This is a genomic window from Cupriavidus sp. SW-Y-13 (assembly GCF_009793345.1).
GTDB lineage: Bacteria > Pseudomonadota > Gammaproteobacteria > Burkholderiales > Burkholderiaceae > Cupriavidus.
On sequence record NZ_WHLX01000001.1, the window covers coordinates 2,161,888 to 2,181,564 of the forward strand.

Sequence of the window (19,677 nt, forward strand, 5' to 3'; positions counted from 1 at the left end):
GGCAAGCTGGTAACATATCGGCGCCAAGGGCCGCGTGCATGCACGCCGAGCCTCACCGGCGGAGCAGTCCGATGTCGTGTAAGGTAGCGGTCAGGTCTTGCGCAATTCCGCCATCACCAATACAGCGTAAAAGCAAACCCAGAGGTTTCCCGCCATGAGCGATCAAATCAAGTATGTGAGCGACGCATCGTTCGAAGACGACGTTCTCAAGTCCGACAAGCCCGTCCTGCTCGACTTCTGGGCGGAATGGTGCGGCCCCTGCAAGATGATTGCCCCGATCCTGGACGAAGTCGCCCGCGACTACGCCGGCAAGGTCCAGATCGCCAAGATCAATGTCGATGAAAACCAGCAGGTGCCGGCCAAGTTCGGCATCCGCGGCATCCCGACGCTGATCCTGTTCAAGAACGGCGAAGTGGCCGCCCAGAAGGTTGGCGCACTGTCGAAGTCGCAACTGACCGCGTTCCTGGACGCACAGGTCTAATCCACAAACCGGCCGGGGCGTCCGCGCCCTCGCCATGCATGATCCGGCTTCGCGTGCGCCTGCCCTGGCGCGCCGGCCGGATTGTGCTAAGATGCCACCCAACAACTTCCCCGAGCGTTCGCTCATTCCTCCCCCTTCTCCAAGGTCTTGCCCGTTCGGGCCCTTCTGTACCCCCTGTACCCTTTGTCTATGCACCTGACAGAACTCAAATCGCTTCACGTGTCTGCGCTTCTCGAAATGGCGGCTACGCTCGAGATCGACAACGCACAACGGATGCGCAAACAAGAACTGATGTTTGCGATCCTCAAGAAGCGCGCCAAGATGGGCGAAACCATCTACGGAGACGGCACGCTGGAAGTACTGCCCGATGGCTTCGGTTTCCTGCGCTCGCCGGAAACGTCGTACCTCGCGAGCACGGACGATATCTATATCAGTCCCTCCCAGATCCGCCGCTTCAACCTGCATACCGGCGACTCGATCGAAGGCGAAGTGCGCACGCCCAAGGACGGCGAGCGCTATTTCGCGCTGGTCAAGGTGGACAAGGTCAACGGGCAGCCTCCCGAAGCGGTGAAAAACCGCATCATGTTCGAGAACCTGACCCCGCTGCATCCGAACCGGCCGCTCCAGCTCGAACGCGATATCCGCGCCGAAGAAAACATCACCGGCCGTATCGTCGACATGATCGCCCCGATCGGCCGTGGCCAGCGCGCCCTGCTGGTGGCATCGCCGAAATCCGGCAAGACCGTGATGCTGCAGCACATTGCCCACGCAATCGCGAACAACCATCCCGAAGCGGATCTGTTCGTGCTGCTGATCGACGAGCGTCCGGAAGAAGTGACCGAGATGATGCGCTCGGTGCGCGGCGAAGTCGTGGCGTCGACCTTCGACGAACCGGCCATCCGCCACGTACAGGTGGCCGAAATGGTCATCGAGAAAGCCAAGCGCCTGGTGGAACTGAAGCGCGACGTGGTGATCCTGCTGGACTCGATCACGCGTCTGGCCCGCGCCTACAACACCGTGGTCCCGGCATCGGGCAAGGTGCTGACCGGCGGTGTGGACGCCAACGCGCTGCAACGTCCGAAGCGTTTCTTCGGTGCCGCGCGTAACCTGGAAGAAGGCGGTTCGCTGACGATCATCGCCACGGCGCTGATCGAAACCGGCAGCCGCATGGACGACGTCATCTACGAAGAGTTCAAGGGCACGGGCAACATGGAAGTGCACCTGGAACGCCGTCTGGCGGAAAAGCGTGTCTATCCGGCCATCAACCTGAACAAGTCGGGCACTCGCCGCGAGGAACTGCTGATCAAGCCGGAAATCCTCCAGAAGATCTGGATCCTGCGCAAGTTCATCTCGGACATGGACGAAGTCCAGGCCATGGAATTCATCCTCGACAAGATGAAGCCGACGAAGAACAACGCAGAGTTCTTCGACATGATGCGTCGTGGCGGCTGATTGCGGCTGATGCCGTAGCTGTCCCTTGCGATGCATGCGGAAAGGCGTACCCTTCGGGTGCGCCTTTTTTATTTTCGGCGCTCGCCAACCCTTCCGGAAAACGATGCTCGGCAAACTGTCCAGCTTTCTGCGGACCCGCTCCCGCGAACGCAAGCTCGCCCACTACGCCATCCCCGACGAACTTTGGGCGCAAACAGTGGCGGCGCTACCGTTCGTGCAACGCTATGTGGCAGAGGATCTGACCGCGCTCCGCGAACTGGCCACGCTGTTCATCGCCAGCAAGGAATACTCGACGGCGCACGAACTCGAACTGACCGACGAGATGGTGGTCAGCGTGGCCGTGCAAGCCTGCGTGCCCATCCTCAAGCTGGGTATCGAGTGGTATCGCGGCTGGCACGGCATCGTGCTGTATCCCGGCGAATTCCTGATCCGCAAGACCGTGGAGGACGACATCGGCCTCGTGCATGGCGTGGAGGAAGAAGCGAGCGGCGAGGCCTGGGAGCATGGCCCGGTCATCCTGTCCTGGCCCGATGTCCATACGCCGGGCGCCGGACTCGACGGCGACCACGCGCTACCGGCCGACACCTACAACGTGGTCATCCACGAGTTCGCCCACAAACTCGACATGCTGGACGGCGAACCCGACGGGGTGCCGCCCTTTTCGCGCGTGCTTCACCCCGGCATCGACGCCGAAGCGTGGGCGGAATCGCTACTCGCCGAGTACGATCGCTTTGCGGATGCCTGCGAACAGGTGCCCGACGCCGACTGGGACCACCCCGAACGCCTCCCGCCAGCACTCCTCGTCATCGACCCCTACGGATGCGAGGCTGCCAGCGAGTTTTTCGCGGTGGCGTCAGAGACATTCTTTGTCGAGCCAGGCGGATTGCAGAAGCATTGGCCAGTCCTTTACGACACGCTGGCGAGGTTCTATCGACAAGATCCCGCAAAACATGCGGCTTGAGGCGCTTTAGCGCCGACCCCATTGTCGTGTTGCCAATGTCCAAGGAGATTGCCCAAGTGCTTGTTTTTCTGCCATAATCCCGGTTTGCCCGTTACAGGCAAGTGGTTCGCTCGCGCAACCCAGCAGGTTGTGCATCGTAGAGCGGACTGGCTACCCAACCAGAAAGGAAGCACCATGAAAGAAGGCATTCACCCGAATTACCGCGAAGTCGTGTTCCAGGACATGTCCTGCGACTTCAAGTTCGTGACCCGTTCGACGATCCAGACCAAGGACACGATCGAGTTCGAAGGCAAGACCTACCCGCTGGCCAAGATCGAAGTGTCGTCGGAATCGCATCCGTTCTACACCGGCCAACAGAAGATCATGGACACGGCTGGCCGCGTCGAGAAGTTCCGTCAGAAGTTCGGTTCGAAGCTGGCCGCCAAGAAGTAAGCGCGCCGCTCTACCGAGCGAATGCCGCGCCTGCCGGGACAGATGCTCCTGCAGCGCGCGACCTGACAAAGAGGCAGCATCGGCTGCCTCTTTGCATTTGTGGCCCACAATAGCGGCTTGTGCACAGCTGTGGGTTGCCGCCACGAACCTCTGCCGATGTCCCAAGCCAAGACCACTCCCGTTCACCTGACCGCCGCCGCCACCGGAGCCCTGCCGCGTTACCTGCTGCTGGCGATCTGCATCATCTACGGATTGACTGGACTGTTCGGTCGCGATCCATGGAAGAACGAGGATGCGGCTGGCTTCGGCGTGATGTGGCAACTGGGTACGGGCGGCCTGCAGGACTGGCTGATGCCGAACATCGTCGGCCGCCCCTACAGCGAGGACGGCCCGCTGGTCTTCTGGATCGGCGGCCTGATGATCCGGCTGTTCGGCGGATGGCTTGGCGCACCGGATGCCGCACGCCTGTCCACAGCGCTGTTCTACTTCGGCACCTGCGCTTTCATCTGGTATTCCACCTATCTGCTGGGCCGACGCGACGAAGTGCAGCCGTTCGCGTTCGCGTTCGGTGGCCAGCCCGATGCCCGCTCGTACGGCCGGGCGCTGGCCGATGGTGCGCTGCTGATCTTCCTGGCCTGCGTGGGCCTGGCCATGCGTGGCCATGAAACCACGGCGCAGGTCGGTCAGGTCTGCTTTATCGCGTTCATGCTGTACGGCATGGTGCGCAGCCTCGACATGCCGATCCAGGGCAGCCTTTGGTTCGGCGTGGGCCTGGGCGCGCTGTGCCTGGCCAGCGGACCGTTGCTGGCGACTTCGCTGCTGGCGGCCACAATCATTGCGGGCGTGGTGTGTCAGCCGTTGCCGCTGCGACGTCTGCTGCCTATCGGCGTGGGCATAGCGCTGGCGATGGTGCTGGCGTGGATGGCCGCGACCTATTTCGGCGCCACGGTCACCGATGACGCCGTAACCTTTATCCGCGAATGGGCACGCTACGACCGCCGTACATACGGCGCGCCCAGTTGGCAAACCGGCGGCTTTATCGCCCGGAATTTCTTCCTCTACACCTGGCCGGTCTGGCCGATCACGGCCTTCGCGTGGCTGTCATGGCGCGGCATGCGCCGGGCCGCTCACGTGGCGCTACCGCTGACGGTACTGGCGATGCTGTTCCTGCTGCTCGTGCTGCAGCGCAGCCCCGGCGATGTACAGTTCATTCTTCTGCTGCCGCCCATGGCCATCCTGGCGGCGTTCGCACTGCCCACGTTACCGCGCGCGGCAATCAATGCGATCGACTGGTTCGCCCTGCTCTTCTTCACGATCTTCGGCGGCACCGTCTGGTTCATGTGGATCGCCAAGACCACTGGCTGGCCACCCAAGATTGCGGCCAACGTGTTCCGCCAGATTCCCGGTTTCCAGCACACGTTCACGGCCACGGCCGTGGTTATCGCGTTGATTGTCACGCTCGCGTGGGTATTGGTCGTGCGCTGGCGCCTGTCGCGCGCACCCAAGCAGATCTGGCGCCCCGTGGTCATTTCGGCCGCTGGCACCACGCTGATGTGGGTGATCGCCATGACGCTGTGGCTCCCTTCGATCAACTACGGCAAGACGTACCGCGACGTGGCCCAGGCCGCTTCGCTGGCGCTGCCGTCGACCTACCGCTGCGTGCAGCCGATCCGGATGGGCAATGCGCAACTGGCCTCGTTCGCCTACTTCGGGCATATCCGCTTTGGCGGTCCCGAGGACGGATGCGACATCCTGTTGCGGCACGATGCCGTCGACTATGGCGCCCCGGGCAACCTCTCGCATTTTGAATGGCGCCTGATCTGGGAAGGCCGACGCCCCGCCGACCGCGATGAGCGGTTCCGCATGTATCGACTGGTCGATCTGTCGACCGTCAAGCCGGCCCGCCCCTCCTCGCAGCGACGCCTCCCACCGCAGTAATGCGGTAGGCGGCAGTTCGGCGCCCCTGACGCAACCTGCATGGTCTTCCTGGCCGTGCAGGCATCACGCGTTGTCATCCTCCAATCGACAATAACAATGAGCAGCGCGCTGCAGGACCTTCGTCGCATCATCCATCTGGCCGCGCCGGTACTGGTCGGCCAGCTCGCCGTGATCGCTTTCGGTGTCATCGATACCATCATGGCCGGTCGCGCTTCCGCGGCCGACCTCGCAGCCGTTGGCCTGGGTGGCTCGATCTATGTCACCGTCTATATCAGCCTGATGGGCGTATTGCAGGCCCTCTCGCCGATTGCCGGGCAGCTCTACGGCGCGGGACGCACTGCAGAAATCGGCGTCGAAGTCCGACAAGCGGCATGGCTCGGCGTGGCCCTGGCCGTTCCGGGCATGCTGGTGCTGCTGTTTCCGGAGCCGCTACTGGCCTTCGCCAAGGCACCCCCCGAACTTGTCGACAAGGCGGCACGATACCTCCACATCGTTGCTTTCGGGCTGCCGGCTGCACTGGGCTTTCGTATCTACATGGCGCTCAACAATGCGCTGTCCCGGCCGATCATGGTCACCGTGCTGCAGATCGGCGGGCTGGTTCTGAAAGTGCCTCTCAACGCGTGGTTCATCCACGGCGGCTATGGCATCGAGGCCATGGGCGGCCCGGGCTGCGCCCTGGCATCGACGATCATCAGCTGGGTCTGGTGCATCGTGGGCCTGTGCATCCTGCGGCTCGGCAGCGCCTACCATCCGCTGGGTATTTTCACACGATGGGAATGGCCACGTCGGGACCGGATCATGCCGCTTTTACGGCTGGGCGTGCCAATGGGCCTGACCTATCTGATAGAGATTACGTCGTTCACGCTGATGTCGATCTTCATCACGCGGCTTGGTACCGAGACGCTGGCCGGTCACCAGATCATCGCCAATCTTGGCGCCGTGGCGTACATGATGCCGCTGTCGCTATCGATTGCCACTTCCACGTTGGTGGCTCAGCTCATCGGCGCTCGCGACATGGCCGGTGCGCGTCGCCTGGGCTGGCGAGGCATCCGCTTTGGCGCAGGCATGGCCGTTGTCGTCGGGGTTCTGCTCTGGCTGCTGCGCGAACCACTGCTACACGCTTACGTGAAAGACCCTGCCGTGATTGCGAAGGCTCTGCCGCTGGTGCTGTTCGTGGCGTTCTACCAGGCGTTCGATGCCGTGCAGGTCATGACCGGCTTCATCCTGCGTGCCTACAAGATTGCGTTGATTCCCACGCTGATCTACGCCGGCTCACTATGGGGCGTCGGTCTCGGCGGCGGCTACGTCCTGGGATTCGGTCTGATCGACTGGATGCCAGCCTTCACGCGCGGCGCGTCCGGATTCTGGATTGCCAACAGCGTGAGCCTGGCAATCGCAGGAACGTTGTTGGTGAGGTATTTCATGAGGGTGAGTCGAGTGGGTTGAGGGACCCCTACCGTTTCAGTTCCCCTCTCCCCCGCCCCTCTCCCGGAGAGGGGCGCAGACCGTCGGGGCTTGCTTGTATTTCCTACAGACGAAAAAAAAGCCTGCTTGCGCAGGCTTTTTTAAAAGTTGGCGGAGCGGACGGGGCTCGAACCCGCGACCCCCGGCGTGACAGGCCGGTATTCTAACCAACTGAACTACCGCTCCGTTGTTGGTTGCTATCTGGAGCTTCGCTCCGGACAGCCAACTGGACGAGTGATTACGTCCAATGTTTGGCGTCCCCTAGGGGATTCGAACCCCTGTACTCACCGTGAAAGGGTGATGTCCTAGGCCTCTAGACGAAGGGGACAGAAATCGATTGCAAGCAACGTTTCCGTCTACTGCTGCGAAGTCCGCTATTCTAGCAGAACTTTCACAATTTCAGGCAACTTTTTTACTACTTCAGCGCCTGTTCAATCCTGGTGGAGCTAAGCGGGATCGAACCGCTGACCTCTTGCATGCCATGCAAGCGCTCTCCCAGCTGAGCTATAGCCCCATATACTGCTGGAATACATAATCACGATTTCTTGCGAACGCCATGATTATGTTTTTGATTTTTCAGGACTTCAAAACCAGTCCAGGGCAAATCGAAAAGTGATTATCAAATACTCACTTCTCACCCAAATAAAAACCCGCTTGGTTTCACCCAAGCGGGCTCAGTCTGGCGGAGCGGACGGGGCTCGAACCCGCGACCCCCGGCGTGACAGGCCGGTATTCTAACCAACTGAACTACCGCTCCGTTGTTGGTTGCTATCTGGAGCTTCGCTCCGGACAGCCAACTGGACGAGTGATTACGTCCAATGTTTGGCGTCCCCTAGGGGATTCGAACCCCTGTACTCACCGTGAAAGGGTGATGTCCTAGGCCTCTAGACGAAGGGGACAGAAACTTTGGTGGAGCTAAGCGGGATCGAACCGCTGACCTCTTGCATGCCATGCAAGCGCTCTCCCAGCTGAGCTATAGCCCCAATAGTTACTGCCTTGCTACTGCTTGCCGCCGACCGCTTTGTTACTTACTAACTGCGTTTCAGCGAAGCGGCGATTATAAATCAGTCACCGCATTTTGCAAGTCCCTTTTTCCTGTTTTTCAACCGGGCTGCTTGACTTGCGCCGTGCAGCAGGGAGAACGAGATTATGCTGAAGTCCCGGCCTGAGCGCAAGCCCCCGCCGAGACTTTTCCGCACTTTTTATCCAGCGGCCAGCCGGCGCAGCACCGTATCGCGACCGATCAGTTCCAGCACAGCATCAATGGCCGGGGTCTGCAACTGCCCCACCACCAGCAGACGCACAGGCATTGCAAGCTTGGGCATCTTGAGACCGAACTCCGCGAGTACGGCCTTGAACGTGGCGCTGATGGCCTCGCGCTTCCACTCGGTCAGCGCACCCAACTGCGTCGCCAGTGCCTGCACCGCGGGCCGGATCTCGTCTGCGAGGTGCTCGGCCTTAAGAGCGGCGTCGGGTTGGGGCTCGCCACGATAGAACAGCATCGCGGCCTGAGCCACCTCCTTGAGCGTATTGGCGCGGTCCTTGACCAGTGCGATCACACCGACCAGATCGGCGCCTTCCACCTTGCCACCCTCGGCCTCGATAAACGGGCGCGTCAGGTCCGCCAGACGCGCGTTGTCGCCCGTCTTGATGTAGTGGTTGTTCAACCAGGCGAGCTTTTCCGGGTTGTACTGCGCTGGCGACTTGCCGAGATGCTCCAGGTCGAACCACTCGACGAATTGCTCGCGCGAGAAAATCTCGGCATCGCCGTGTGCCCAGCCCAGGCGTGCCAGGTAGTTCAGCACGGCCTCGGGCAAAAACCCTTCATCACGATAACCGGTCACCGGCATCGCGCCATGACGCTTGCTCATCTTCTCGCCCTGCTCGTTCAGCACCGTAGGCAGGTGGGCATAGACGGGTACCTCGCCGCCGAGCGCACGAATGATGTTGATCTGGCGCGGCGTGTTATTGACGTGGTCGTCGCCCCGGATCACGTGCGTGATCTTCATGTCGAGGTCATCGACGACCACACAGAAGTTGTAGGTGGGCGTGCCATCCGGGCGCGCGATCACCAGGTCATCGAGTTCGTCGTTCGAAATCTCGATGCGGCCCTTCACGGCGTCGTCCCACACCACGCTGCCACCGATCGGGTTCTTGAAGCGGATCACGGGCTGCACGCCGGCGGGCGGCTCGGGCAGCGTCTTGCCTGGTTCCGGACGCCAGAAACCGTTGTAGCGCGGCTTCTCGCCTGCAGCGCGCTGGGCTTCGCGCAGCGCGTCGAGTTCCTCGGTGCTCATGTAGCAACGATAGGCCATGTCGCTGTCCACCATCTGCTGCACCACCGCGCGATAACGGTCCATGCGCTGCATCTGGTAGAACGGGCCTTCATCGATATCGAGGTCGAGCCAGGCCATGCCTTCCAGGATCACGTCAACCGCTTCCTCGGAGGAGCGCTCCACATCGGTGTCTTCGATGCGCAGGATGAAGTCGCCTTTCATGCGGCGGGCGAAAGCCCACGGATAGAGCGCGGAGCGGATATTGCCGAGGTGGATGAAGCCGGTCGGGCTCGGCGCAAAGCGGGTGCGGACGCGTTGTGTCATGGTCGGGGAGAAACAAAAAGGCCCGCGCACGGGTGCGCGCAGGCCGGATTTCGCTGGATGCCGCATTATACGCCTCCCCTACCGCCATCCGCGCGCAGCGCACCCATCGGCCCTGGAATCATTTATCCTGCCACCGGTCTCAGACTCGTCGGCATCCGCAATGCCCGACGCGTCACTTCCCAGCCTCCCATTCCAGATGCAACGACGAAACTTCCTGGGCGCCTCGGCGGCCTTGCTACTGGCGGCCTGCTCGTTCGGCCCCAAACCCGCACCGACGGTCCCGCCTATCGCAACAGTACCGCCCGTCGCCCCGCCGCGCCCGATTCGCATCGGCCTGGCACTGGGCGGCGGCGCCGCGCGCGGCTTTGCCCATATCGGTGTCATCAAGGCGCTGGAGGCCCAGGGCATCCATCCCGAGATCGTCACGGGCACGAGTGCCGGGTCCGTGGTCGCCGCCCTGTATGCCACGGGCATGAATGGCTTCGAACTCAACAAGCTGGCGCTGACGATGGACGAGGCGGCGATTGCCGACTGGGCGCTGCCGTTTGGCACCAAGTTCGGCGGCTGGCTCAAGGGAGAGGCGCTGCAGAACTACGTCAACCGGCTGGTCAAGAATCGGCCGATCGAGTCGATGAAGTTGCCGCTGGGCATCGTGGCAACCAACCTCAAGACCGGCGAGCGCATCCTGTTCCGGCGCGGCAATACCGGGCAGGCCGTGCGCGCATCGAGCAGCGTCCCCGGTGTATTCCAGCCGGTTTCCATTGGTGGTCAGGACTATGTCGATGGCGGTCTGGTGGAGCCCGTGCCGGTAGATTCGGCCCGCGAGATGGGCGCTGACTTCGTTATCGCCGTCAACATCTCGGCCGATCCGTCGAGCCAGAAGAACAATGGTCAGAGCGGCGTGCTGCTGCAGACCACCGCCATCATGGGCAACTCGATCAACAAGATGTCTTTGGCACGCGCTGACGTGGTGATCCGCCCTGACCTGCCCGATATGGGTGGCAGCGACTTTGCATCGCGCAACCGGGCGATCCTTGCTGGCGAACAGGCCACGGCAGCAGTGCTGGCCACGCTGAAAGACAAGCTCGCACAGGCGCGCAACCGCCCCGTGGCGACAATCGGCGCCGCCCCCTGACTGCTTGGGACGTCTCGCGATTGTTGTCACCTCGACCACAACGCTGACAAAAAGCGTCAACCGAGCCGACAGCCAGTGTCACCCTCCTGACGGTAGCGGCGGGCAGCAGTTAGCGCGACAAACAAAAAGGACTGCCAAGGCAGTCCTTTTTGCTGGAACCAGATCGGGGATCCGGTCAGCCACCCACAAGCATCGAGCGGCCCTGGGCATTTGGATCGAAACGTTTGAGCGTCTCGATCATGCTGCCCGTGTTGTCCACCGAGCCACGTGCCGAATCGTCGATGCGGCGGGCGCCGTTGTAACGCGTCACCCAGTACGAGGCCCGCATGTCATCCACGCGGATCTTGCTGCCGGTGGACGGCGCATGCACGAACTTGTTGTCGCCAATATAGATGCCGACGTGCGAGAAGGTGTGGCGCATCGTGTTGAAGAACACAAGATCCCCCGGACGCAGCTCGTTGGCCACCACGGTGGTGCCCACCTGGCTCATTTCAACGGATCGGCGCGGCAACATGAAGCCGAAGGTGTCGTTGAACACGTAGCGGACGAAGCCGCTGCAATCCAGGCCCGATTCGGGGCTGTTGCCGCCGAAGCGGTAACGCACACCAATCAGGCCCAGCGCGTTCACAACCAGGTCGCCAGCCTTGCTGGCAACGTTGCTGGTGGAATTCATGACCGACGACAACAAGCCACGCTTGTGTTCCGGATGATCGGCGGCCTGGTCGGCACGCGCTTCGATCCGGGAGTCGGGGTCCTTGAAGACCGTATCCGCCAGCGCTCCATTCGACACAGTCGCGCCGCAGGCAATGGCAATTCCGATAGCGGCACGCGCCAGCGAATGAAGTACCGTTTGCATTGGCTCTCCTGATGATCGGACAAATCTGACCGGCTTGTCAGACATAGCCGGACAGCGTGAAAACATCAGGGCGGAACGTACGCAAGAAGTACGCCAACTGGACTGCACCAGCCGCGTGCAACTCCGGCCTTCCCCAAGGCCTGCATGCGGCGGACGAACCACCCCCGACAAAACTTATCGCAGGATACTAAAGTACCCACCTTGACGTGTCAAAGTTGGTTACAAATTCCCCGCAAAAGACTAGCAAATCAACGAACTAGCGCAAAAAAGTCATCTTGTTTCTCGGATTCGCTATAAAGAATCCATGTGACACGACCGTTAAACAAGACCCTGCGATCACATCATCCCGGTGCGCCAAGTTGTGCTGCAGCCATCAGCTTGCGCGTATACGGATGCTGCGGCGCACCAAGCACCGTATCCGTTTCTCCGGATTCCACCACTTCACCGTTTTTCATCACGATGACTCGGTGCGCCATCGCACGAATCACGGCCAGGTCGTGGCTGATGAACAGATAGCTGAGGTTGTACTTGTGCTGGAGTTGAGAAAGCAGCGCCAGCACCTGCTGCTGGATCGATACGTCCAGTGCCGAAGTCGGCTCATCGAGCACCAGAACCTGCGGTTTCAGAATCAGCACACGTGCGATGGCGATGCGCTGGCGCTGGCCGCCCGAGAACTCATGCGGGTAGCGTCCCAGCGCCGTTCGGTCGAGACCGACTTCGCGCAACGCTTCGATCACACGTTCTCGCGTGGCTTCCGGCGACAGTCCCGGCTGATGCAGGGCCAGGCCCTCGCCCACGATCTGCTCGATCGTCATGCGCGGCGAGAGCGATCCGAACGGATCTTGAAAGACCACCTGCATGCGCGAACGCAACGCGCTGCGCTCCTTCGTGGAGCAGGCGTCGAAGCTGCGCCCCAGAAACTGGATCGCCCCGCCGCTCTTGCGCTGCAACGCCAGCACCGCATGGGCCAGCGTGGTCTTTCCCGAACCCGATTCGCCGACGATGCCCACAGTCTCGCCTTCACGCAGTTGCAGCGTGACGTCTTTGACCGCCGCAAAGGCTTCCTTGCCGAACCAGCCGGCAAATCCGGGCTTCTTCTTCTGGTAGTTGACGCACAGCGCGTCGGTTTCCAGCAGCACGGGAGCGAGCGGCACGAGCGGCAAGACTTCGCGCTTCGGCCGGCTATCGATCAGCTTGCGTGTGTACGGATGGCGTGGATTGGCGAAGACCTCGGCGGTTTCGCCAGTTTCCACAAGCACGCCTTTCTCCATCACGCCCACGCGCTGGGCAAATGCCCGCACCATGTTGAGGTCATGGGTGATCAACATCACGGCCATGCCGAACTCCGCCTGCAGGCTGCGCAGCAGGTCGAGGATCTGGGCGCGGATGGTCACGTCGAGCGCGGTCGTCGGCTCATCGGCCAGCAGCAGCTTGGGGCGGCAGGCCAGCGCCATGGCGATCATCGCCCGCTGCCGCTGCCCGCCCGAAAGCTGGTGCGGAAAACTGTTGAAGCGATTGGCAGCGTCGCTGATACCTGTGCGCTCCAGCAACGCGATGGCCCGGGCACGCGCAGCACGCCGGTCCAGCCCCTCATGCAGCGCCAGCGTTTCCACGATCTGGTTGCCGATCGTATAGAGCGGGTTTAGCGCCGTCATCGGCTCCTGGAAGATCATCGCGATTTCCGACCCACGGATGCCGCGCATCTCGCGATCGGACACCTGGAGCAGGTCCTTGCCTTCGAAGCGGATCGCTCCGTGGTACTGCGCATCGCCAACCAGCCGCAGCATGGCCAGCGCGGTGACGGTCTTTCCCGAGCCCGATTCGCCAACCAGTGCATAGCGCTCGCCGGCGCGCAGATCAAAACTCACCTCGCGCACGGCGCGCGTGGCGTGCTCTCCCTCGCCGAACGTCACCGACAGGCGATCCACGCACATCAGTTGCGTACCGGGCGCCGGGGGCGCCACGGATTCATCGAACAGCGGCGTCACGGCACTCATGGCGTGGCCTCCGCAGCGGGACTGCCGGCCGGCACCTTGGGATCCACGCGACCCCGCAACTGCGCCAGGCCCAGGCGGGTGTCGAACGCATCGCGCAGGGCATCTCCCATGAAGGTCAGCAGCAGCAGCGTCAGGACCAGCACTGCGAAGGTCGACAGCGAGATCCACCACGCATCGAGATTGGCCTTGCCCTGCGCCAGGAGTTCGCCCAGGCTCGGCGTGGTTGGCGGCACGCCCAGGCCGAGGAAGTCGAGACTGGTCAGCGCCAGGATGGCCGCGCTCATGCGGAACGGCAGGAACGTGATCACGGGCGTCAGGCTGTTGGGCAAGATATGGCGCCACATGATCTGCACGTTGGAGAGTCCCAGCGCGCGGGCCGCCTTGACGTAGTCCAGCGAGCGGTTGCGGTAGAACTCGGCACGCACGTAATCCGACAGGCCCATCCACCCGAACAGCGAAAGCAGGATGACCAGCAGCGCCAGGCTTGGTTCGAAAATCGAGGCGAAGATAATCAGCAGGTAGAGCTCCGGCATGGAGCTCCAGATCTCGATGGCGCGCTGGGAAACCAGGTCGAAGCGGCCCCCGAAGAAACCCATCAAGGCGCCCGTGAGCGTGCCAACCAGCACGCCGATGACCGTCAATGCCAGCCCGAACAGTACCGAGACGCGGAAGCCATACAGCAGCCGGGCCAGCACGTCCCGACCCCGGTCGTCGGTGCCGAGCCAGTTCTCTGCCGACGGGGGCGCCGGGTTCGGCTCCTTGGCGAAGTAGTTCAGCGAATCGTAGGAATACCGGTTCGGCGGGAAGATCGCGAAGTTGCCGTTGCTCGTGATCCGGTCGCGGATGAACGGATCAAGGTAGTCGGCGGGCGTGGGAAAGTCACCGTCGAACGTGGTTTCGGAGTAGACCTTGACGATCGGAAAGTAGTACTCGCCCTTGTAGCGAACCATCAGCGGACGATCGCTCGACAGCAGTTCGGCGCCCATGCTCAGAACGAACAGGATCACGAATAGCACCAAACTCCAGTACCCCAGCCGGTTACGGCGAAACCGCTGCCAGGCGCGCTGGCGTGGCGAGAGCGAGTGCGGCAGGTTCGGGACACCTGTCGCGGCTTTGGCGCGGAATCTCATCGGTGCATCCCCTCGAAATGAATGCGGGGGTCCACCATCACGTAGCAGACATCGGAAATCAGGCGCGTCACCAGGCCGATCAGCGTGAACAGGTACAACGTGCCGAGTACCACCGGATAATCGCGGCGCAGCACGGCTTCATAGGAGAGCAGGCCCAGGCCATCGAGCGAGAACAGCGTCTCGATCAGCAGCGAACCCGTGAAAAAGGCGCCAATGAACGCCGCAGGAAATCCGGTGACCAGCGGAATCAGTGCATTGCGGAACACGTGCTTCCACAGTACGCGCCGTTCGGACAGGCCCTTGGCCCGTGCCGTCAGCACGTACTGCTTGCGGATTTCCTCGAGAAACGCGTTCTTGGTCAGCATCGTCACCACCGCGAAGCTGCCGACCACCGACGCCGTGATCGGCATGACCAGGTGCCACAGGTAGTCCATGACCTTGCCCATCAGCGAAAGCTGTTCCCAGTTGTCCGAGGTCAGGCCGCGCAACGGGAACCATTGCAGGAACGTGCCGCCACCGAACAGCACCAGCAGCAGCACACCCAGCACGAAGCCGGGAATCGCGTAGCCCACCAGCACGATCATCGTACTGATGACATCGAAGCGCGTGCCCGCCCGGATCGCTTTCGAGATGCCGAGCGGCACCGATATCAGGTAGGTCAGGAAAAAAGTCCACAGCCCCAGGCTGATGGATACCGGCATTTTCGACTTCACCAGTTCCCAGACGCTGCGGTGCTGGAAATAGCTCTGGCCCAGGTCGAACTGGGCAAAGCGCTTGAGCATCATGAAATAGCGTTCGAGCGGCGGCTTATCGAAGCCGTAGAGCGCCTGGATTTCCTTGATCTTCTCGGGGTCCACGCCACGCCGGCCGCGGTACTCCGCCCCGCCGCCGCTGGCTTCCGCGGCGCCGCCACGGCCCTTCATCTCCATCATCATCTGTTCGACCGGACCGCCCGGCACGAACTGGATCACGATGAACGTCAGCGTGATGACCCCTACCAGCGTGGGGATCATCAGCAGGATTCGCTTCAGCAGATAGGCAAGCATTGGCCTTCGGTATCCTTACTGCGTCTTGGGCGCGAGGTCGCTGCGCCACCAGTTGGAGAGAATCCAGCCCTCCGCGGTGTAGAAATACGGCAGGCGCGTCGGGTACGACAGCTCCTTGCGGTACGACACACGGTGGGACGCACTGTACCAGTTCGGCACGATGTAGTACCCATGCATCAGCACACGGTCGAGTGCCCGGCCCGCCACGATCAGGTCATCGCGCGATTCGGCGTGCAGCACGGCGTCCACCAGCTTGTCCACCGCCGGGGACTTGAGCCCGAACAGGTTGTCCGAGCCCGGCGTGCCGGCCGCCTCGGCCGTAAAGCGGTCGCGCAGTTCGTTGCCCGGGCTTTGGGAGTCCGGGAAGCGAATCGACACCATGTCGAAATCGAAATCTTCCAGCCGCTTCTGGTACAGCGCGAAGTCCGTGGTGCGCTGATGCACCTGGATGCCGAGCTTTTCCAGGTTCCGCACGTAGGCGGTAATCACGCGGCTCATCGCGCCGCCATCGTCAAGGAATTCGAAGACGAGTGGTTCGCCCTTGGCGTTGCGCAGCGCGCCGTCTGCGTAGGTCCAGCCGGCCTGCGCCAGCAGACGCCGGGCGTCGCGAAGGTTGTCACGCAACGAGCGTGGCGGGTTGGTGGTGGGCTGCACCACATCCACGCCAAACACTTCCGGCGGCAGTTCGTGACGCAGTGGTTCCAGCAGCTTCAGCTCGCCGGGGCCCGGCTTGCCGTCGAACGTGATGCTCGCGGCCAGGTCGCTGTTGGAGAACCAGCTGTCGAGCCGCCGATAGGCGCCATAGAACAACTGGCGGTTCAGCCATTCGAAGTCGAGCGCGAGGATCAGCGCCCGGCGTACGTTCACGTCCTGGAAAATCGGCTTGCGCATATTCATGACGAAGCCCTGCATCCCGGCGCCGTTCCGGTGCGGAAACTCGGTCTTGATCAGGCTGCCGTCACGGAACCGCTTGCCGACATAGCTCTTGGCCCAGTTCTTGGAGCGATATTCGACGATCGCATCGAACTCGCCGGCCTTGAATGCCTCGAGCCGGGCGGTCTCGTCCTTGTAGAGCCGGTAGACCACGCGATTGAAGTTGAACGTGCCTTTGCGCACGGCCAGCTTTGCGCCCCAATAGGCCGGATTGCGCTGGAAAATGATGCCGCGCCCGGCGTCGAATCGCTCGATCCGGTAGGGGCCGCTGGCCACAGGCTCTTCGAACGTGACCTTCTCGAACGGTACCTTGGCCGTCCATTTCTTCGAGAAGATCGGCAATTGCCCCACGATCAGCGGCAACTCGGCATTCCGCTGCTTGAAGTCAAACCGTACGGAACGCTCGCCGGTTACCACCACGGCTTTCACGTCCGAGCACATGCTGCGGTAGCCCGGGCTGGCGGACTTGCTCATCAGCATGTCGTAGGAATACTTGACGTCGGCGGCCAGCACGGGATCGCCATTATTGAAACGCGCCTCGGGACGGATCTGGAACGTGACCGAAAGCTGGTCTGGCGCCACCGTCACGTCGTTGGCCAGCAGGCCATAGGCGCTGGCCGATTCATCCGCGCTGCTGATCAGCAGCGTTTCGAACATCAGCGAGGTCAGGCCCGGCGCGGCCGTGCCCTTGAGTGTGAACGGGTTGAACTTGTCGAAACTGGTGCGGCGGTCCGGATTGGCAAGCGTCAGCGTGCCGCCCTGGGGCGCCGTCGGGTTGACGTAGTCGAAATGCGAGAAATCGGCTTGATACTTGAGGTCGCCATGCAGCGCGAAGCCATGACCGGCATGAACCGATACGGGAAAACCCGTAGCCATGATCGAAAGCGCCAGACCCCACTGCATCGCCGCGCGTCGACGGAAGCACCGCCCTGCCGCCCAACGCGGCCAACGTGCATGAATCAGCATCCGGTTGCAGACCTCCACAGTGCCCGAGACAGCCCGACGGCTTGTGGCCGGGCGAAGTTGTGCGACAATTTTACATGCGTTCGGTTGGCGACCAGCCATCCGGACATTCCCTCTACGCGGCGCAACAAAATGCGGGCAATGATTCCCGCCGATGCACCAGGCCACGGCCCGGTGCACAAAACATGCCCGTCCACACAACCAATCATGGAGTTTCTATGGGATTTCTGGCAGGTAAGCGGATCCTGATCACGGGCTTGCTTTCCAACCGTTCGATTGCCTACGGCATCGCCTCGGCATGCAAGCGCGAAGGCGCCGAACTGGCCTTCACGTACGTGGGCGAACGGTTCAAGGACCGCATCACGGACTTCGCCAAGGAATTCGGTTCCGACATGATCTATGACTGCGACGTCGGCAGCGACGAGCAGATCGCCGCCACGTTCGCCGCATTGGGGCAACGCTGGGATAAATTCGACGGTTTGGTGCATTCGATCGGCTTCGCGCCGCGCGAAGCCATCGCCGGCGACTTCCTCGACGGCCTGTCGCGCGAAGGCTTCCGCATCGCCCATGACATCTCGGCCTACAGCTTCCCGGCCATGGCCAAGGCCGCCATGCCGCTGCTGAACGACAAGGCATCGCTGCTCACGCTGACGTACCTCGGCGCCGAGCGCGTGGTTCCCAACTACAACACGATGGGCCTGGCCAAGGCATCGCTGGAAGCCAGCGTCCGCTACCTGGCATCGGCCGTGGGTCCCAAGGGCATGCGCGCCAACGGCATCTCGGCCGGCCCGATCAAGACGCTGGCCGCCTCGGGCATCAAGGATTTCGGCAAGCTGCTGAAGCACTTCGAAGACGTGGCCCCGATGCGCCGTAACGTCACGATCGAGGAAGTCGGCAACGTGGCCGCCTTCCTGCTGTCGGACCTGGCCAGCGGCGTGACCGGCGAGATCACGTATGTCGATGGCGGCTACAACATCGTCGGTACGGCGGTGGAAGAGTAAGCGGTTTGGTAGTTTGTTTGCCGAATGAAGAAGCGCCCCGTTTGGGCGCTTCTTCATTTGGCAGGATGTGTATTCGACAAACTATTGGACTTGTCCCGGCGATCCAATTCATCCAATTCATCCAATTCATCCAATTCTGCGAACACGTCCTGAATTCCGGAAAACTGGCGCCGATTGATCTGCAGTTGTCCAAGGGCGAGAATCCTCAGCAATGAGGACGTTTGCCAGTCGCTGTCAGGGTCTAGCTCTGCGGGCACAATCGGCTCCGGTTAGTAGTTGACACCGAATATAGATTGGGAACTCGTCAACCCGTTCACTGCGAAACACCATCCCCCGCCACCTCCAAAATCACCCCCACCGCCCGCTCTGCCGCTGGCGACAGCGTCCGCTGGGTCAGCCAGACGACAGCGAACTGCATCGGGATGTCACGGAGTTCGGCAATATCGAGCGGCACGAGGCGCCCTGCCTCCAGTTCTTCACGTACCGCGCGGGCGGGGGCCAGCAGCAGCGCGTCGGCGTCGCGCACAAGATGGGTCAGCGCGCGGAAGTCGTTGCTTTCCACCTGGAACGGGAGGTCTTCGCCGGGCTTGCAGCGCAGTAGCTTGCGCAGGCGTTCATGGGTTTCCGGCGGAAAGACGACGGAGACGAGCGCCGAGGCGCGTACCGTCGCAAGATCCACAGGCGCGCTGGCCAGCGGATGGCCGGCGCGGACGAAGACGCCGCCGGGGCCGGCTGGCAGGCGCACCACTTCCAGCTCGGCGGCAGTCGGGATCGTGCTGTGCTCGATCACGACGAAATCGACCTGCTCCGCGTAGAGCGCATCCAGCAACGCACGCGGGTGGCTGACCTCGGTGGCGATACGCAGTTTCGGCCATTGCCGATGCAGGGCACCGAGCAGTTCGGGCAGCAGGATGGCGGCCGGGAAGGCGCCCAGGCCGATCTGTACGCTGCCGATCTCGTGCTGGCGCACCAAAGCAAGGTCACGGGCCAGGCAGCCCGATTCAAACAGGATGCGCCGCGCGCGTTCGGTCACCATACGCCCCACGGTAGTCAGCGTGACGCCGCGCGCGCCTCGGTCGAGCAGCACGGCGCCAGCCTCCTCCTCCAGTGCCTGGATGCTGCGGGTGAGCGCCGGCTGGCTCAGATGCACGCGCCGTGCCGCAGCCGCGAGTGAGCCTTCCTCGGCCACCGCCACCAGATGTTCGAGCCTCTTCAGATTCACGTATGCACTCCATGCATCACTGCAATACAAACTTTGCAATTGAATTATAGGTGTGACACGCTTCCA

Annotated in this window: 16 protein-coding genes and 6 tRNA genes; 8 read left to right on the forward strand and 14 right to left on the reverse strand. The window is 62.2% G+C overall.

Annotated elements, in window-relative coordinates; translation table 11 throughout:
• The first annotated feature begins 154 nt into the window (after positions 1-154).
• The 6 genes from trxA (at position 155) to GA566_RS09620 (ending at position 6,710) form a co-directional block, all read left to right on the forward strand.
• Positions 155-481 (forward strand): thioredoxin TrxA, encoded by a 327-nt coding sequence (gene trxA, locus GA566_RS09595; RefSeq protein WP_137926050.1) that lies wholly within the window; start codon positions 155-157, stop codon positions 479-481.
• A gap of 189 nt (positions 482-670) precedes the next feature.
• Positions 671-1,933: a transcription termination factor Rho gene (rho, locus tag GA566_RS09600; protein ID WP_137926051.1), complete on the forward strand. Its 1,263-nt coding sequence runs from the start codon at positions 671-673 to the stop codon at positions 1,931-1,933.
• Between the two features lie 103 nt (positions 1,934-2,036).
• The gene (locus GA566_RS09605; RefSeq protein WP_160472616.1) at positions 2,037-2,894 is read left to right on the forward strand and encodes a M90 family metallopeptidase; all 858 of its coding nucleotides are present in this window, start codon (positions 2,037-2,039) and stop codon (positions 2,892-2,894) included.
• A gap of 174 nt (positions 2,895-3,068) precedes the next feature.
• Entirely contained in the window at positions 3,069-3,326 is a 258-nt protein-coding gene (locus GA566_RS09610; RefSeq protein ID WP_137926053.1) for a type B 50S ribosomal protein L31, read from the forward strand.
• A gap of 156 nt (positions 3,327-3,482) precedes the next feature.
• Positions 3,483-5,264, forward strand: coding sequence for a glycosyltransferase family 39 protein (locus tag GA566_RS09615; protein WP_137926054.1), 1,782 nt, complete (start codon positions 3,483-3,485; stop codon positions 5,262-5,264).
• Positions 5,265-5,360: 96 nt separating this feature from the next.
• Positions 5,361-6,710: an MATE family efflux transporter gene (locus GA566_RS09620; RefSeq protein ID WP_137926055.1), complete on the forward strand. Its 1,350-nt coding sequence runs from the start codon at positions 5,361-5,363 to the stop codon at positions 6,708-6,710.
• A 127-nt stretch (positions 6,711-6,837) separates the two neighbouring features.
• On the opposite strand, the gene GA566_RS09625 is transcribed toward GA566_RS09620, so the two are convergent.
• From GA566_RS09625 to gltX, 7 genes are all read right to left on the reverse strand, one after another.
• Positions 6,838-6,914 (reverse strand) — tRNA-Asp (locus GA566_RS09625).
• Between the two features lie 66 nt (positions 6,915-6,980).
• Positions 6,981-7,056, reverse strand: a tRNA-Glu gene (locus GA566_RS09630).
• A gap of 110 nt (positions 7,057-7,166) precedes the next feature.
• A tRNA-Ala gene (locus GA566_RS09635) sits at positions 7,167-7,242 on the reverse strand.
• A gap of 166 nt (positions 7,243-7,408) precedes the next feature.
• Positions 7,409-7,485: transfer RNA gene (locus tag GA566_RS09640), tRNA-Asp, on the reverse strand.
• A gap of 66 nt (positions 7,486-7,551) precedes the next feature.
• A tRNA-Glu gene (locus GA566_RS09645) sits at positions 7,552-7,627 on the reverse strand.
• A gap of 8 nt (positions 7,628-7,635) precedes the next feature.
• Positions 7,636-7,711 (reverse strand) — tRNA-Ala (locus tag GA566_RS09650).
• Between the two features lie 219 nt (positions 7,712-7,930).
• On the reverse strand, positions 7,931-9,328 hold the full coding sequence (gene gltX / locus GA566_RS09655; protein ID WP_137926056.1) for a glutamate--tRNA ligase: 1,398 nt from the start codon (positions 9,326-9,328) through the stop codon (positions 7,931-7,933).
• A 196-nt stretch (positions 9,329-9,524) separates the two neighbouring features.
• On the opposite strand from gltX, the gene GA566_RS09660 reads away from it, so the two are divergent.
• A complete protein-coding gene (locus GA566_RS09660) occupies positions 9,525-10,463 on the forward strand; it encodes a patatin-like phospholipase family protein (RefSeq protein ID WP_160472617.1) in 939 nt (312 codons plus the stop codon).
• Between the two features lie 175 nt (positions 10,464-10,638).
• Here the strand turns inward: GA566_RS09660 and GA566_RS09665 are convergent, their stop codons facing one another.
• The 5 genes from GA566_RS09665 to GA566_RS09685 all read right to left on the reverse strand — a co-directional run bounded on the left by GA566_RS09665 (position 10,639) and on the right by GA566_RS09685 (position 17,391).
• Entirely contained in the window at positions 10,639-11,319 is a 681-nt protein-coding gene (locus GA566_RS09665; protein ID WP_160472618.1) for a C40 family peptidase, read from the reverse strand.
• 341 nt (positions 11,320-11,660) lie between these two features.
• Positions 11,661-13,316: an ABC transporter ATP-binding protein gene (locus GA566_RS09670; RefSeq protein ID WP_137926059.1), complete on the reverse strand. Its 1,656-nt coding sequence runs from the start codon at positions 13,314-13,316 to the stop codon at positions 11,661-11,663.
• Positions 13,313-14,446 carry an ABC transporter permease gene (locus GA566_RS09675; RefSeq protein ID WP_160472619.1) on the reverse strand — a complete coding sequence of 378 codons (1,134 nt, stop codon included), beginning with the start codon at positions 14,444-14,446 and terminating at the stop codon, positions 13,313-13,315. The genes GA566_RS09670 and GA566_RS09675 overlap by 4 nt, the downstream gene beginning before the upstream one ends.
• The gene (locus tag GA566_RS09680) at positions 14,443-15,492 is read right to left on the reverse strand and encodes a microcin C ABC transporter permease YejB (protein ID WP_137926061.1); all 1,050 of its coding nucleotides are present in this window, start codon (positions 15,490-15,492) and stop codon (positions 14,443-14,445) included. The genes GA566_RS09675 and GA566_RS09680 overlap by 4 nt, the downstream gene beginning before the upstream one ends.
• Before the next feature lie 15 nt (positions 15,493-15,507).
• On the reverse strand, positions 15,508-17,391 hold the full coding sequence (locus tag GA566_RS09685; protein WP_137926062.1) for an extracellular solute-binding protein: 1,884 nt from the start codon (positions 17,389-17,391) through the stop codon (positions 15,508-15,510).
• A 215-nt stretch (positions 17,392-17,606) separates the two neighbouring features.
• Here GA566_RS09685 and fabI point away from each other — a divergent pair, with 215 nt between their 5' ends.
• Positions 17,607-18,389 (forward strand): enoyl-ACP reductase FabI, encoded by a 783-nt coding sequence (fabI, locus tag GA566_RS09690; RefSeq protein WP_137926063.1) that lies wholly within the window; start codon positions 17,607-17,609, stop codon positions 18,387-18,389.
• Between the two features lie 53 nt (positions 18,390-18,442).
• Here fabI and GA566_RS09695 read toward each other — a convergent pair whose 3' ends face one another.
• Together GA566_RS09695 and GA566_RS09700 are read right to left on the reverse strand one after the other, a co-directional pair.
• Complete coding sequence (locus GA566_RS09695) at positions 18,443-18,646, reverse strand: hypothetical protein (RefSeq protein WP_160472620.1); 204 nt, start codon at positions 18,644-18,646, stop codon at positions 18,443-18,445.
• 56 nt (positions 18,647-18,702) lie between these two features.
• On the reverse strand, positions 18,703-19,611 hold the full coding sequence (locus GA566_RS09700; RefSeq protein ID WP_160472621.1) for a LysR family transcriptional regulator: 909 nt from the start codon (positions 19,609-19,611) through the stop codon (positions 18,703-18,705).
• Positions 19,612-19,677 lie beyond the last annotated feature (66 nt).

Bases quoted from the DNA above. Each gene is read 5' to 3' on its own strand.
- trxA (WP_137926050.1), top strand. From the start codon at position 155: ATGAGCGATCAAATCAAGTATGTGAGCGACGCATCGTTCGAAGACGAC.
- GA566_RS09615 (WP_137926054.1), top strand. From the start codon at position 3,483: ATGTCCCAAGCCAAGACCACTCCCGTTCACCTGACCGCCGCCGCCACC.
- gltX (WP_137926056.1), bottom strand. From the start codon at position 9,328: ATGACACAACGCGTCCGCACCCGCTTTGCGCCGAGCCCGACCGGCTTC.
- fabI (WP_137926063.1), top strand. From the start codon at position 17,607: ATGGGATTTCTGGCAGGTAAGCGGATCCTGATCACGGGCTTGCTTTCC.
- GA566_RS09660 (WP_160472617.1), top strand. From the start codon at position 9,525: ATGCAACGACGAAACTTCCTGGGCGCCTCGGCGGCCTTGCTACTGGCG.
- GA566_RS09620 (WP_137926055.1), top strand. From the start codon at position 5,361: ATGAGCAGCGCGCTGCAGGACCTTCGTCGCATCATCCATCTGGCCGCG.
- GA566_RS09610 (WP_137926053.1), top strand. From the start codon at position 3,069: ATGAAAGAAGGCATTCACCCGAATTACCGCGAAGTCGTGTTCCAGGAC.
- GA566_RS09670 (WP_137926059.1), bottom strand. From the start codon at position 13,316: ATGAGTGCCGTGACGCCGCTGTTCGATGAATCCGTGGCGCCCCCGGCG.
- GA566_RS09605 (WP_160472616.1), top strand. From the start codon at position 2,037: ATGCTCGGCAAACTGTCCAGCTTTCTGCGGACCCGCTCCCGCGAACGC.
- GA566_RS09665 (WP_160472618.1), bottom strand. From the start codon at position 11,319: ATGCAAACGGTACTTCATTCGCTGGCGCGTGCCGCTATCGGAATTGCC.
- GA566_RS09675 (WP_160472619.1), bottom strand. From the start codon at position 14,446: ATGAGATTCCGCGCCAAAGCCGCGACAGGTGTCCCGAACCTGCCGCAC.
- rho (WP_137926051.1), top strand. From the start codon at position 671: ATGCACCTGACAGAACTCAAATCGCTTCACGTGTCTGCGCTTCTCGAA.
- GA566_RS09680 (WP_137926061.1), bottom strand. From the start codon at position 15,492: ATGCTTGCCTATCTGCTGAAGCGAATCCTGCTGATGATCCCCACGCTG.
- GA566_RS09685 (WP_137926062.1), bottom strand. From the start codon at position 17,391: ATGCTGATTCATGCACGTTGGCCGCGTTGGGCGGCAGGGCGGTGCTTC.